Annotated in this window: 11 protein-coding genes; 3 read left to right on the top strand and 8 right to left on the bottom strand. The window is 65.2% G+C overall.

Annotated elements, in window-relative coordinates; genetic code table 11:
• The first annotated feature begins 40 nt into the window (after positions 1 to 40).
• A complete protein-coding gene (locus tag SFC76_RS11615) occupies positions 41 to 1,060 on the top strand; it encodes a bile acid:sodium symporter family protein (RefSeq protein ID WP_322849781.1) in 1,020 nt (339 codons plus the stop codon).
• A gap of 57 nt (positions 1,061 to 1,117) precedes the next feature.
• On the opposite strand, the gene SFC76_RS11610 is transcribed toward SFC76_RS11615, so the two are convergent.
• Positions 1,118 to 3,973 (bottom strand): TonB-dependent receptor, encoded by a 2,856-nt coding sequence (locus SFC76_RS11610; protein ID WP_322849630.1) that lies wholly within the window; start codon positions 3,971 to 3,973, stop codon positions 1,118 to 1,120.
• 203 nt (positions 3,974 to 4,176) lie between these two features.
• Here SFC76_RS11610 and SFC76_RS11605 point away from each other — a divergent pair, with 203 nt between their 5' ends.
• Positions 4,177 to 5,145: a ferritin-like domain-containing protein gene (locus SFC76_RS11605; RefSeq protein ID WP_322849629.1), complete on the top strand. Its 969-nt coding sequence runs from the start codon at positions 4,177 to 4,179 to the stop codon at positions 5,143 to 5,145.
• 28 nt (positions 5,146 to 5,173) lie between these two features.
• Complete coding sequence (locus SFC76_RS11600) at positions 5,174 to 6,205, top strand: ferritin-like domain-containing protein (protein WP_322849628.1); 1,032 nt, start codon at positions 5,174 to 5,176, stop codon at positions 6,203 to 6,205.
• Between the two features lie 30 nt (positions 6,206 to 6,235).
• On the opposite strand, the gene SFC76_RS11595 is transcribed toward SFC76_RS11600, so the two are convergent.
• From SFC76_RS11595 to SFC76_RS11565, 7 genes are all read right to left on the bottom strand, one after another.
• On the bottom strand, positions 6,236 to 6,997 hold the full coding sequence (locus SFC76_RS11595) for a 3'(2'),5'-bisphosphate nucleotidase CysQ (RefSeq protein ID WP_322849627.1): 762 nt from the start codon (positions 6,995 to 6,997) through the stop codon (positions 6,236 to 6,238).
• Entirely contained in the window at positions 6,979 to 8,892 is a 1,914-nt protein-coding gene (gene cysN, locus SFC76_RS11590) for a sulfate adenylyltransferase subunit CysN (protein ID WP_322849626.1), read from the bottom strand. Before cysN ends, SFC76_RS11595 begins: the two co-directional genes overlap by 19 nt.
• Complete coding sequence (gene cysD / locus SFC76_RS11585) at positions 8,892 to 9,791, bottom strand: sulfate adenylyltransferase subunit CysD (RefSeq protein WP_322849625.1); 900 nt, start codon at positions 9,789 to 9,791, stop codon at positions 8,892 to 8,894. Before cysD ends, cysN begins: the two co-directional genes overlap by 1 nt.
• Positions 9,792 to 9,849: 58 nt before the next feature.
• On the bottom strand, positions 9,850 to 10,068 hold the full coding sequence (locus SFC76_RS11580; protein WP_322849624.1) for a hypothetical protein: 219 nt from the start codon (positions 10,066 to 10,068) through the stop codon (positions 9,850 to 9,852).
• A 77-nt stretch (positions 10,069 to 10,145) separates the two neighbouring features.
• Positions 10,146 to 11,384 (bottom strand): N-succinylarginine dihydrolase, encoded by a 1,239-nt coding sequence (locus SFC76_RS11575; RefSeq protein WP_322849623.1) that lies wholly within the window; start codon positions 11,382 to 11,384, stop codon positions 10,146 to 10,148.
• Entirely contained in the window at positions 11,378 to 12,394 is a 1,017-nt protein-coding gene (locus tag SFC76_RS11570; RefSeq protein WP_322849622.1) for an arginine N-succinyltransferase, read from the bottom strand. Before SFC76_RS11570 ends, SFC76_RS11575 begins: the two co-directional genes overlap by 7 nt.
• Entirely contained in the window at positions 12,391 to 13,596 is a 1,206-nt protein-coding gene (locus SFC76_RS11565) for a hydrolase (protein WP_322849621.1), read from the bottom strand. Before SFC76_RS11565 ends, SFC76_RS11570 begins: the two co-directional genes overlap by 4 nt.
• Positions 13,597 to 13,689 lie beyond the last annotated feature (93 nt).

Genomic DNA, 13,689 nt, shown 5'->3' with positions numbered 1-13,689 from the left:
CGGGGTGGCCGCGCGGCGGCCGACGGCCTAAGCGGTGGCCATGTTACGCGCGATCCTGTCCTTTTTTGAACCCTTCATCCTGATGCTGCTCGGCACGGTGCTGCTCGCCAGCCTGGTGCCCGCACGTGGGCCATATGCGGACATCGTCGGCGGCGCCGCGGACGTCGGCATCGTGCTGCTCTTCTTCCTGCACGGTGCCAAATTGTCGCGCGCCGCGATCTGGGAGGGCGCACGCAACTGGCGGCTGCACCTCACCGTCGTCGCCACCACCTTCCTCGTCTTCCCGCTGTTCGGGCTGGCGCTCGGGCAGGTGCCGGGTCTCACCGGCGCGGTGGCGACGGGGATGCTGTTCCTCACCTTGCTCCCGTCGACGGTGCAATCCTCGATCGCCTTCACCGCGATCGCACGCGGCAACGTCGCCGCGGCGGTGTGCAGCGCCTCCTTCTCCAATCTGATCGGCATCGTCCTGACCCCGGCGCTGGTCGCGTTGCTGATCGGCAGCGGCGTCGGCGGCAGCGGCGGGCAGGGGGGCGGCATCTCGCTTTCGGCGGTCGAGGCGATCGTCGCGCAATTGCTGCTGCCGTTCGTCGCGGGCCATCTGTTGCGGCCGTGGATCGGCGGCTTCGTTGCGCGGCAGAAGCGGCTGCTGACGATCGTCGATCGCGGCTCGATCCTGCTCGTCGTCTACAGCGCCTTCGGGGCGGCGGTGGTCGAGGGGCTGTGGAGCCGCGTGTCGCCGGCGGACCTAGTGCTGATCGGCGTCTTCTGTTCGGTGCTGCTCGCCGCGGTGCTGTCGTTCACCTGGCTGGCCGGCCGGCTGCTCGGCTTCAGCCGCGAGGATGCGATCGTCCTGCTGTTCTGCGGCTCCAAGAAGAGCCTCGCGTCCGGCGTGCCGATGGCGGGCGTGCTGTTCCCCGCGGCGCAGGTCGGCGCGGTGCTGCTACCGGTGATGCTGTTCCACCAGCTCCAGCTCATCGCCTGCGCGGTGATCGCACGGCGGTATGCCGATGCGGCGGGGGCGGCACCAGTTCCATCGGGAGGACACGAGGCAGCGCGCTAACGCCGAACGCCGCCCTGCCGTGCCGGCGGACCGTGGTGATCCGCCGGCGCGGGTAGGTCAAAGCTTCGCCCGCACCGAGAAGCTGAAGTTCCGCGAAAAATAGCGGACGTCTCTCGGCACGTCGTACGAGCCGAAATAGCTCTTATCGCCATTGCGGGTCAGGTTGGAGCCTTCGAGCGCGACCGTCAGGTGCTTGTTGATGTCGTAGTTGATCGAAGCGTCGAGCCGTTCGATCGGATCGATGAAAATGTTATTATAAGGATTGTACGCATCGCGCCAGACCTGCTGCCGCGAGCGCCAATTGTAGGCGACGCGGACGTTGAGACCGTTTCGTTCGTAAAAGCCAACCAGGTTATAGATGTATTTTGATACCCAAAGATAAGGGCCGGAAACAGAGACCTCTTCGGCCTTGTTGCCGTAGGAGGGAAATTCGGCGTGCGTGATATTTAAGGTTCCGTTGACCGAGCCGCCGAACGATTTCAGGATGCCCGGTAGGAAGGTGAAGAAGGTGGTTGCGGCTCCCTCGATGCCACGATGCCGACCTTTGCCGAAGTTATACGGGCGCGTGACCAGGGTCGGGGCATCGGGCAGCTCCGCCAAATACTCTGGATAAGTGCGGTCGGCTACGAGACCATCTTGGTCCCACTGCCAAGCAGCAAGGCTGATCGACCCAGTTGCACCGAAATACCACTCAAGCGACGCATCATACGCCTTCTTCTTCACCGGGCCGAGGTTTGCATTGCCTCCTCGCGCGTAAGCCTGTGCCACATTCCGGGCATCAAGATAAAGTGCCGGGTTGAGCTGCAATGCAGTTGGTCGACCAACATCATATGAGTAGGATGTCCTCAATTGTAACTTGGGAGTAATATGAATGATTGCATTTAAACTAGGCAACGTGTCAAGCATATTACTTTTCGGCGTATTCATTTTATCAATATAGACGGTCTTATATTGGCCATCGACCTTCTCTATCGTCGTCGTGCGCTGAAGGGCGGTAAGTCCGGTAACCGTATTGACGAGGCGCGCTCCCAGCGTGCCTTCTATTGGAAAGAGCAGCTTGAAGGTGTAATGAAGCATTCCGTAGCCGGCGTAGGTCGTTTCGGAGCCGTGGAAGGCTTGAAACGGATCATACGTCGGATAAGGGTCGCTCAAGTCCGGATGGATCTTCTGTGCCATATTCCGGATGAGGCTCCAGCTGCTGCGAATGGATTTGCTGTCGCCGATCAGCCAGTTGGCAGTCGATGCCGTTGGCGCACTCGGAAAAAGCGGGCCGGCTTCGACCAGATGATAGTCCGGCAGGCTGCTCATCGGGATGCGCAGTTCTCCGTACGCTCGTCGGCCATACTGCCGATCATAGCTGCGATCGGCATAACGAACCCCAACCTTGAACCAGTCTAGCAAGTTCCAAAAGGTGTTGAGACGTAGGTCGGCCTGAAATTCCTTCATGCCGCTGTAGGTGAATTGCTTTGTCTGATCGATGCCGTCGACGTACAGATAATTATTTTTATCAAGCAGGTCGACGTTTTTAAACCTGACGTTGGGACCGCCTTTCGGGTCAGACGTGTCGTTAAATATTACATCCAAGGCCGGTTGTTGATTAAAGCGAATCCAGTGAAACAGATTATTTGAGTCATTGTCTGACCGGTTGTAGTTTAGCCACGTATTGAATTCAAAGCGATCGCTGCGATATTCAACTTGGAAGCGAGCATTATAGGCAAGCGTGTGATGCAGATATGATGCGCGACCAGGGCCGACGGGATCAAGTCCATAAAGTGAAAGAGATTTAACCAAGCGACCGTCTGTTCCCATCACTATATTGGACAGATTTGCGGAGGGGGTGGCTGTCTTGGTATAGGTGACCGGGATGTCGAAAACGTTGTCCCCCCAATACATGCGCTGATCGTTGTAGCCCCCTTCGAGCGTGATCGACCAATGATCGTCTGGCCGCCACTGGGTTGACGCCGAGAGTGCAGCCCGCCGCGACCAGCCATTCGTCCCGGCAAAGCCGATCTGATACGGTAGATAGATATTTGCGGGGAGCGTACTTGGTGTGACTATTGCTCGGGTGTCGCTGTATTGAGTTGGTAGAGCGTTATATCGAAGGGATTCATTCCAATATACTTTGTTGTACGTACCGCTTAGAGTAAAGCCGATCTTGCCAAGCGACGTATCTGTATTGTAGGCGATGAGTGCGGTATAATAAGGATTGAAGATCTTTACCTGATCGGCATAATCCTCCCGAATGTTGAAGGAGTAGGTCGCTCCATGTTTGAAGTCAGTGGGTCGGCGCATCGTCAAATTGACCACCCCGGTTTGGCTGCCTTCGACCTGATCAGGAGTGCGCGTCTTATATACCTCGATGGCCGCGACGAGGTCGGATGAAATATCCTGTAGATAGGTAGTCCGATCGCCCGCCGAGAAGGTCGGTGATCCATTGACGGTGGTCATTACGCCATCAAGTCCGCGGATTTTGATCGTGCCGCCTTCCCCATGATTGCGATCGATCTGTACGCCCGGCACGCGCGCCAATGCCTCGGCGACGTTCTTGTCCGGCAATTTGCCGATGTCCTGCGCGACGACGACGTCGACGATCTGCTGCGCGTGTCGCTTGGCGGCGCGGGCACTCTTCACGTTCTCGCGAAGACCTACGACGACGATATCACCTTCGAGTCGCCCTGATTCGTTGCTGATCTTGGGTTGCGACTCGTCCGCCTTGGTTATGGCCGCGGCCTTCTTGGCGCGCTTGCTCTCACGTGCTTGATCTTTCGCCTTTTTCTTTTGCTCTTCGACCTTTTTCGCTGCTTCGCCCTGTGTTTTGTCGTCCGGCGTCTGTGCCGCGGCCGCGTTTGTGACAAATGTCGCAATCATGGCCGCGATAGCGACTTCCGCGACAAGTTTTCCTTTTCTTGACATCAACTTGGCCTCCCCCTGTCGCCGTAGGGCTACATGGCCCCTCCATGCCCCCCGGCTCAGATTACATACGATATACAGTTTCTGTATTGTCCTACAATTCTTTTTGATCCAAACATGCTGAGGGGGTGACCGGTGCGATTGTTGCGTACCGGGTTAACTCGGCGTCGCGCCCGAACGGGCGGTTTGGAACAGGGGAGAGGGTGATGACGGGGGTTGAGAGGATCGAGAGCGAGGATGCCGTGCGCTGTGGCGGGCGGCGTGCGGCCCTGGCGGCGTTGGTGGGGGGCGCGATGCTGACCGGGCTGGCGAAACCGGCGGCGGCACAGGTGTCGTCGTCTGTGGATACCGCGCCGCTGCAATTCGCGCTCAACCTGCAATATCTGACGACGAACTTCCTGCAGGTCGTGACCTATGGCCAGGGGCGGCAGTTGCCCGCCCAACATATCCGCGGCGGGGAACTCAGCGACCAGCCAGGGGTGTCGGCCACCTCGGTGCTGCAGGTCAAATTCCCGAGCGGCGTGCGCGGCATCCAATCGCGTATCCATGAGATCGCGGACGAACATTGGTATCGCACGCTGATGCTGCGCGGCATCTTACGCGCCGATGCGCCGGCACAGACGCTAATCGATTACTCGGCGGAGACGTTCGCGAAACTGTTCGTCGCGGCGGGCGCGATGGCGAGCACCGACACGCTGTACCTCTACACCGCATCCCCGACCGACGCCTTCGAACTGGTGCGCAACATCCTGCTGGCGGCGGACACGATGGTGAGCGTCCAGGCGTCGGTCTACGCCGCGATGCTGCCGAGCATGACCAACGAGGTGACGCAGCCGATGATGGCGTCGCTGGCGGCGAGCGCGGCCAGCAATGCGACGACGATCCGGTCGATGCTGTACGAAATGGCGCAAACGAACCCGGCGCTAATGACCAAGGTCGACAGGCTTGCGGCATGGCGCGACCGGATCGACGGTTCGGCGACGACCGACGTGGGACTGTCGCCGGTCGATGGCACGGCGCGCACCGCGGTTACCGATGCCACCGGCGTCTATGTCGGCCGGACGCCGCAACAGGCGCTCAACGTCCTGTTCATGAGCGCGGATTCGGTCACGCAGGGCGGTTTCTTTCCGAACGGGATCAACGGCACGATCGTGCGCAGCGGCAAAGCGAACTAACCGAAACGCGATGAAGGGGGACGATATAATGGGCACGAATGTAAAGAAGACGGACGTCAGCGAGACGCGGCGGCGCGTCCCCGCTTTGATCGGTGGCGCATCGGTAGCGGCGGGGGGGCTGGCGCTGCTGTCGGGGTGCAACGACGAAATTCGGGACGCTACCAGCATTCCGACTCCCACGCCGACGGCGACGGCCTCCGCCACCGCCGCGCCGGGTGCCTATACGGCAACGAGCGCGGACTGGCTGAACTTCACGCTCCAGGTGCATTACCTGCTCGCCGCGTATCTCCAGCGCTCGCTCGACGGGACGTTGCTGTCGGCGAGCCTGACTAGCGGCAGCGGAGCTGCGGGGCAGGTGAAGGGGGGGCAGGCGGTCGCGTTTTCCGATCCGACGCTCAAGACGCTGGCGCGCGAGGTGGCCGGTGCGACGGTCGCGCGCGTCGGCCTGCTCCGACGGACGCTGGGATCGGCGGTCACCGCGCAGCCGGCGATCGACATTTCGGGAGGGCAGGGCAGCGCATTCCAGGCGATCGCCGCCTATAACGGGGCGAGCGCGACCGCGAACGCCTTTAATCCTTATGCGTCGGACAAGGACTTCCTGCTCGGGGCGGTCGCGTTGTTCGCCGTCGCGACCAGCGCGATCACGCGGGTGGCGGCACTCGCCGGCAGCGATGTCCGCGCCTCGCTCGGCGTGCTCAGCGCCGGGGTGGCGGCGAACGATTCGACGATGCGCAACGCTTTGTTCTATCGCGCCGACCTCGAACCACTCAAGCCCGCCGCGGGGGAGACGTCGCTGTTCGACCGTGCCAATGCGATGAGCGCCGGCCGCGACCAATTCGATGGTCCGAGTGCGCTCGACCGCGGTATCGGCAACTTCTCGGGCAAGACTGACGTCAATTCGAACATTACGATAAAAGACGCCAACTGGATCCAGATACGTCGCACCCCCGAACAGGCACTCGGCGTGCTATATGCTTCCGCCAGTTCGGTGCCGTCCGGGGGCTTCTTCCCGGCGGGGATCAACGGAACGATCCACGTCAGCGGTGCCAATATCGCTTGAGTGGCGACAGGCGCGGCCGCCGGGCCGCGCCTAATGCGCCGCCGCGACCGCCGCCAGCACCTGATCCGCCAGCTCCGGGCGGCAGATCAGCAGGTCGGGGAGCAGCGGGTTGGCGCAATTGTAGACCAGCGGGCTGCCGTCGATGCGCGAGGCGTGCAGGCCCGCCGCCAGCGCCACCGCTGCGGGCGCGCAATTGTCCCATTCGTACTGGCCGCCGTCGTGCAGGTAGATGTCGGCGCGGCCGTCGACCACCGCCATCGCCTTGACCCCCGCCGAGCCCATGCCGACCCGCGTCGTCGCCAGCGCCTCGCTGACGCGCGCGACCATGTCGGTCATGCGGGTGCGGCTGACCACCATGCGCGGCGCGGCGGCGCTGCGCAAATGCGTGCAGCGCGCCTCGGCGGTGGTGTAGATGCGGCCGGTGGTCGGCACCGCCACCGCGCCCACCGTCGGGCGGCCGCCGATCGCGAGGCCGATATGCACCGCCCAATCGTCGAGCCCCTCGGCATAGTCGCGGGTGCCGTCGAGCGGGTCGACGATCCACACCCGCTCGGCAGCGCAGCGGGCGCGATCGTCGATCGACTCCTCCGACAGGATGAAGTCGTCGGGTCGCGCGGCGCGCAGGCGATCGATGATAAGGGTGTTGGCCTCGCGATCACCGGCGTCGCCCAGAGCCTTGCCATGCGCATCGCCGCGGTCGCGGATCGCGAGCAGCAGCGCACCGGCCTCTTGGGCGACGCTGCGCGCCAGTTCGACGTCGGTGGCGGCGGCGGTCACAGTTCGAAACTCCATATGCCGAGCACATGCTCGACGATCCGTTCGGCGGCAGCCTCGGCGCTTTCGCGGCGCGTGTCGATATGGATATCGGGCCGCTCGGGCGGTTCGTAAGGGCTCGAGATGCCGGTGAAATGCGCGATCTCGCCGGCACGCGCCTTGGCATAGAGGCCCTTAGGATCGCGCGCCTCCGCCTCCGCCAGCGGCGTGTCGACGAAGATCTCGACAAATTCGCCCTTCGGCAGCAGCCCGCGCACCAGGTCGCGCTCGGCGCGGAACGGCGAGATGAAGGCGGTGAGGACGATCAGCCCGGCATCGGTCATCAATTTGGCGACCTCGCCGACGCGGCGGATGTTCTCGATCCGGTCGGCATCGCTGAAGCCGAGGTCCTTGTTGAGCCCGTGGCGGATGTTGTCGCCGTCGAGCAGGAAGCTGTGGCGGCCGAGCGCATGCAGCTTCTTCTCGACCAGATTGGCGATCGTCGACTTGCCCGAGCCGGACAGGCCGGTGAACCACAGCAATCGCGGCGACTGGCCCTTCTGGCGCGAATGCGCCTCGCGGGTGATGTCGACCGACTGCCAATGGACGTTCTGCGCCCGGCGTAGCGCGTGGTGGATCAGCCCCGCCGCGACGGTCGCATTGGTTTCGCGGTCGATCAGGATGAAGCCGCCGAGCTGGTGGCTGTCGGCATAGGGCTGGAAGACCAGCGGCGTGTCGGTGAACACCTCGGCAACGCCGATGTCGTTGAGTTCGAGCGTCTTGGCGGACAGATGCGCCTGCGTGTTGACGTCGACGACATAGGCGGGCGGCTGCACGGTCGCGCCGACGGTGCGCGTGCCGAGCTTGAGCCAATAACCGCGGCCGGGGACGAGCGCGGTGTCGGCGAGCCAGACGATCGTCGCCTCGAACTGACTTGCAGCCTCGGGCGGGGCATCGGCGGCGGCGATGACGTCGCCGCGCGAGCAATCGACCTCGTCGGCGAGCACCAGCGTCACCGCCTCGCCCGCGCCGGCCGTGTCGAGATCGCCGTCGGCGGTGACGATGCGCGCGACCTCGCTCGTCTTGCCCGATGGCACGATCCGGATGGGATCGCCGACGCCGATACGGCCCGCCGCGACCGTCCCGGCGAAACCGCGGAAGTCGAGATCGGGGCGGTTGACCCATTGTACCGGGAGACGGAAGGGTGCGGCGGTCGCTTGATCCACCTCGACCGGCACTGTTTCGAGATGCGGCAGCAGCGCCGGCCCCTCGTACCACGGCATGGTGTCGGAGGGCGCCAGGATGTTGGCGCCGGTCAACCCGGACAGCGGGATGGCGGTGAAGCCGGTGATGCCGATGCTGAGCGCGAACGCGCTGTAATCGGCGACGATCTGCTCGAATCGTGCCTGATCGTGATCGACCAGGTCCATCTTGTTCACCGCCAGCACGATGTGGCGGATGCCGATCAGGTGGGCGAGGAAGGAATGACGCCGCGTCTGCGTCAGCACGCCCTTGCGCGCGTCGATCAGGATCACCGCGAGATCGGCGGTCGACGCGCCGGTGACCATGTTGCGGGTATATTGTTCGTGACCGGGGGTGTCGGCGACGATGAACTTGCGTTTGTCGGTCGCGAAGAAGCGATAGGCGACGTCGATCGTGATGCCCTGTTCGCGCTCGGCGGCGAGACCGTCGACGAGCAGGGCGAAATCGATATTCTGCCCCTGCGTGCCGAGCCGCTTGCTGTCAGCCTCGAGCTGGCTGAGCTGATCCTCGAAGATCGTCTTCGAATCGTAGAGCAATCGGCCGATCAGCGTCGACTTGCCGTCGTCCACCGAACCGCAGGTGATGAAGCGCAGCATCGACTTGTGCGCATGGCCGTCCAGATAGGCGTGGATGTCCGCGGCGATCAGCGCATCGGGGGTGTAGGCGGTCATCAGAAATACCCCTCGCGCTTCTTCTTCTCCATGCTGGCGGCCTGATCGTGGTCGATCGCGCGGCCCTGGCGTTCGGAGGTCGTGGTGAGCAGCATCTCCTGGATCACCGCGGGTAGCGTCGCCGCCTTGCTTTCCACCGCGCCGGTGAGCGGATAGCAGCCGAGCGTGCGGAAGCGGATCGAGCGTTCGACCGGCACCTCGCCGGGATGCAGCCGGAAGCGGTCGTCGTCGACCATCAGCAGCATGCCGTCGCGCTCCACCGTCGGGCGCGGCGCGGCGAAATAGAGCGGCACGATCTCAATCCCCTGATCGAGGATATATTGCCAGATATCCAGCTCGGTCCAGTTGGACAGAGGGAAGACGCGGATGCTCTCGCCGCGGTGGATGCGCGCGTTGTAGAGGTTCCACAATTCGGGCCGCTGCGCCTTGGGGTCCCAACCCTGGCTCGCCGAGCGGAACGAGAAGATGCGCTCCTTGGCGCGGCTCTTCTCCTCGTCGCGCCGCGCACCGCCGAAGGCGACGTCGTAGCCGCCCGCCTTCAGCGCCTGTTTGAGCCCCTCGGTCTTCCACACATCGGTGTGGCGGCTGCCGTGGTCGAAGGGATTGATGCCGGCGGCGAGCGCATCGGGATTGGTGTGGACGATCAGCTCCATCCCGGCCTCCGCCGCCGCGCGATCGCGCAGATCGTACATCGCGCGGAATTTCCACGTCGTATCGACGTGAAGCAGCGGGAAGGGGGGGCGTGCCGGGAAGAAGGCCTTGCGGGCGAGATGCAGCATCACCGCCGAATCCTTCCCGACAGAATAGAGCATCACCGGCCGTTCCGCCTCGGCGACGACTTCGCGCATGATGTGAATGCTTTCGGCTTCAAGCCGTTGTAAATGGGTAAGCCCGCTCATCACCGTCCAGATAAGCATCCCTCGCCGGGAAGCGACGAACTTATCCTATCGGGCGGCCCTAGTCCGACTGCCGCCGCTCGACCGAATCGAGCAGCACGCCGCCGACCATGAACACCGCGACCGGGCAGCAGGCGAACAGCAGCCAGCCGCCATAGCCCGGATATTGCTGGAGATAGTGGATGCCACGCTCGACCGCGCCGAGGCCGAGGCCGTAGATGACGAGGAATGCCTCGAACTTGGTCTTGATCGTGAAGAGGCGCTTGATCCGGGTCCACATGCCCCAGCCCTACGCAAGCACCGGGCCAGTGGCGGAAAACCGCCATTTACTTCTCGATGCACAGGGTTAATTGTCAATTAACCCGACAGGCCCAGCGCCTCCCACAGCCGGTCGTGCGCGATCTCGATGTCGCGGATCAGCGCGGCGTCGCCGAGCGCGCCGGGGTCGATCGCCTCGGGCCACCAGCGGCGGACGACCGCGCCGATCGCATCGAGCTTCGCCGCATCGACGAGGAAGCGCGGGTCGATCGTCGCGGGGTCGGCGACGACGCGCAGCCGCAGGCAGGCGGGGCCGCCGCCATTGGCCATCGACTGGGTGACGTCGACCGTCTCGACCCGGCGGATCGGGCCGTTGCCGGCCTGATGGCGTTCCAGCCAGGACCATACCCTCTTATTGGCCCTGGCCTCCATCGGCACGACCAGCGTCGGGCCCTGCGCGGTCGTCACGAGCTGCGCGTTGAACAGGTAGGAGGCGATCGCGTCGGCGAGGCTGACCTCGCTCTCCGGCACTTCGACGATCTCGACCTCGGGCAGCAGGCGGCGCAGGTCGGCGTAAAGCCGGTCCTTATCGGCGAAGGCGCGCTCGTGCGCGAACAGCACACGCGCGTTGGCGACCGCGACCACGTCGTTGTGGAAGGCACCGGCCGCCACCGCCTCCTCGGATTGCTGGACGAACAGCGTCCGCGCGGGATCGAGCCGATGCGCCCGGGCGATCGCGGCGCTCGCCTGCAGGTGCTGGCGGGCGGGGAAATGGCCGCCGGCGACGGTGTAGACGAACAGCTCGACCCCCGCCGCATCGTGCGCCGCGGCCAGCCGCATATGGTTGGCCGCGCCCTCGTCGCCGAACGGGGCGGGGATCGGGCCGTGCACCGCAAAGGCGTCGTGCGCGAAGGCGGTGCGGAGCTGTGCGAGCGTCTCGGGCCATTCGTGGCTGCGATGCGGCATCGTCATCAGATTGGCGACGGTGAGATGGCAGCGGCCGTCGGCGGTGTCCGGCGCCGGCGAGACGGTCGCGGCATTGGCCGCCCACATCGCCGAGGCCGACATCGCCTGCGCCTGCAACGGTGGCTGCGCGTCTTCGTAGCGGGTCGACAGCGCCGCCAGCCACGCCCGGTCCGGCCGGCGATGCGGCAGCAGCACCCCCTGCGTCAGCCCGAGCCCGAGATTGGCGCGCATCTTGTCGAGCCCCTGCAACGCCGCCGCCCGCGGTTGCGACACCTGTCCGGCATGCGCGGTCGCGGCGAGATTGCCGACCGACAGGCCGGCGTAATTGTGGCTCGGTCCGACGATGCCGTCGAAATTGATCTCGATCACCACCGCGGCACCTGCAACACTTCGTCGCCCGCCTGCACGCCGAGCACCTCGGCACAGTCGCGCGACAGCGCGATGCCGCCGTCGATATGCCGCACCATCCCGAATGCGCAGCGGAAGTCGGCCAGCCGCCCGACCGCGACCAGCGATTCGTCGCCGTCGTCGCCGCCGATCGACACGATCCGCCGCTCGCGCGCCTGTTCGACCGTCTTCACCCGGTCGGTGCGCGCCGTCATCGTCGGACCACCGTCGAAGATGTCGACATAATGTTCGTAGCTGAAGCCTTCGTTCTCAAGCATCCGCATCGCGGCGCGGCCGCTGGGATGCGGCAGGCCGATCGCCGACCGCGCCGCTTCGGAGAGCATCGCGGTGTAGATGGGATGTTTGGGCATCAGGTCGGCGATCATCTGATGGCCGTTGATCGCGTTGAACTGGTCGGCGTCCTGGAAATTCATCCCGAAGAACCGCCCCGCGAGCCCGTCCCAGAACGGCGAGCCGCCCGCCTCGTCGATCACGCCGCGCAGCTCGGCGAGGATTCGGTCGGCGAAGCGCTGGCGGTGTGCGCGGATGAACAGATAGCGGCTGCGCGCGAGCAGCAGGCCGAGGCCGCCGGCGCGCTCGCCGGGATGGAGGAACAGGCCGCCGACTTCGCACGACCCTTCCAGATCGGTGGTCAGCGCCAGCATCTCGGCGCGGAAGGTGCGCGCCAGCTCCTTGCTGTGCTGGGTCAGCGTGCCGAGGCGATAGCTGTAGAAGGGATGCTGCTGGCCGACCTGGGTGAACAATTGGCAGGTGCCGCGCACGTCGCCTGTCGCGGCATTCTCCAGCATCAGCACGAACAACTCGTCGGTGACCGCGCCGTCCTGCCGCGCGAAGGCGGCGCCGGCGCGTTCGAGCTTGCCGCGCAGCGCGGTGCGGTCGGGCGGCAGGTTGGTGAAGCCGCCGCCGGTGAGCTTGGCCATTTCGTAGAGATGCTGCAGGTCGTCGGCACGCGCCGCCCTGATCCGGAAGGTCATGCATGCCCCTTTCGCAGGATGCGGTGGATGGTGAGCGCCGACAGCGCCGCGCGTTCGGCGAGGCTGTCGACGATCATGAATTCGTCGGCCGAATGGATCGCGCCGCCGCGCACGCCCATCGTATCGACCACGGGCACGCCGGCGGCGGCGATGTTGTTGCCGTCGCAGACCCCGCCGGTCGCCCGCCACGCGATGGGGATGCCGAGATCGGCGCCGGCGGCGGCGACGAGCCCGAACAGCGCCTCCGCGCCGGCATCGACCGGCTTGGGCGGGCGGTTGAAGCCGCCGTGGACGGCGATGGCGACGTCGTGGCTCGCCGCGACCTGCGCGACCGCGTCGTCGATCGCGGCGCGGGCGCGGGCGATCTCCGCGGCGGCGGCGGGGCGGAAATTGACGCGCAGCACGGCAAGATCGGGGACGACGTTGTTCGGACCACCGCCGTCGATCCGCGCCGGATTGACCGCAAGCCCCGGTGCGCGGGCCTCGGCGAGCCGCACCGCCAGCGCGGCGGCGGCGACGATCGCATTGCGACCGTCTTCGGGATTGCGGCCGGCATGCGCGCTGCGCCCGCGCACGACGATCGAGAAATTGCCCGTGCCGCCGCGCGCACCGGCGAGCGTGCCGTCGGGCAGCGCCGGTTCGTAGGTCAGCGCGGCGACCTTGCCGCGCGCGGCGCGGGCGAGCAGCGCGGCGGAAGACAGCGATCCCGTCTCCTCGTCGGAATTGATCACCACCTCGTACCCGAGCCGCGACGCGCCCGCCGCTTCGACCGCGCGCAGCGCGGCGAGCATCACGGCTAGGCCGCCCTTCATGTCGGCGGTGCCGGGGCCGTTGATCGTACCGTCGGCGCGGTGGGTCAGCGTCTGGAAGGGATGATCGGCGGGGTAGACGGTGTCCATATGGCCGGTGAACAGCATCTGCACCGGCGCCTCGGGCCGCACCCGCAGGTGGAGGTGGCGGCCGTGGACGATCGCCGCGACGCTGCCGTCGGCGGCGACCGCTTCCGCCGCTTCGGGTTCGACCAGCGTGATATCCCCCGGCAGCACCGCAAAGGCGTCGGCGAGCAGCCCGGCCATTCGCCCGACCCCGGCGAGATTGCGCGTCCCGCTGTTCACCGCCGCCCAGCGCTCGACCTGATCCAGCATCGCGGCCTGGTCGATCGTCCCGACCAGCGCGTATTCGTCGTCCGGCAATCCTCTCATCCGCGGACGTTAGCCGATGGACGCGGCGGGGGGAACCGGGGTGAGGATGGAGCTAAGATCGATCGACATTCAACTTGTGGAAGATGACAATTC

This window comes from Sphingomonas sp. CD22 (genome assembly GCF_034556155.1).
GTDB lineage: Bacteria > Pseudomonadota > Alphaproteobacteria > Sphingomonadales > Sphingomonadaceae > Sphingomonas.
Note: the sequence above shows the minus strand (reverse complement) of the source record. Positions and strands in the feature narration are given on the sequence as shown.

Bases quoted from the DNA above. Each gene is read 5' to 3' on its own strand.
- SFC76_RS11615 (WP_322849781.1), top strand. From the start codon at position 41: ATGTTACGCGCGATCCTGTCCTTTTTTGAACCCTTCATCCTGATGCTG.
- SFC76_RS11610 (WP_322849630.1), bottom strand. From the start codon at position 3,973: ATGTCAAGAAAAGGAAAACTTGTCGCGGAAGTCGCTATCGCGGCCATG.
- SFC76_RS11605 (WP_322849629.1), top strand. From the start codon at position 4,177: ATGACGGGGGTTGAGAGGATCGAGAGCGAGGATGCCGTGCGCTGTGGC.
- SFC76_RS11600 (WP_322849628.1), top strand. From the start codon at position 5,174: ATGGGCACGAATGTAAAGAAGACGGACGTCAGCGAGACGCGGCGGCGC.
- SFC76_RS11595 (WP_322849627.1), bottom strand. From the start codon at position 6,997: ATGGAGTTTCGAACTGTGACCGCCGCCGCCACCGACGTCGAACTGGCG.
- cysN (WP_322849626.1), bottom strand. From the start codon at position 8,892: ATGACCGCCTACACCCCCGATGCGCTGATCGCCGCGGACATCCACGCC.
- cysD (WP_322849625.1), bottom strand. From the start codon at position 9,791: ATGAGCGGGCTTACCCATTTACAACGGCTTGAAGCCGAAAGCATTCAC.
- SFC76_RS11580 (WP_322849624.1), bottom strand. From the start codon at position 10,068: ATGTGGACCCGGATCAAGCGCCTCTTCACGATCAAGACCAAGTTCGAG.
- SFC76_RS11570 (WP_322849622.1), bottom strand. From the start codon at position 12,394: ATGACCTTCCGGATCAGGGCGGCGCGTGCCGACGACCTGCAGCATCTC.
- SFC76_RS11565 (WP_322849621.1), bottom strand. From the start codon at position 13,596: ATGAGAGGATTGCCGGACGACGAATACGCGCTGGTCGGGACGATCGAC.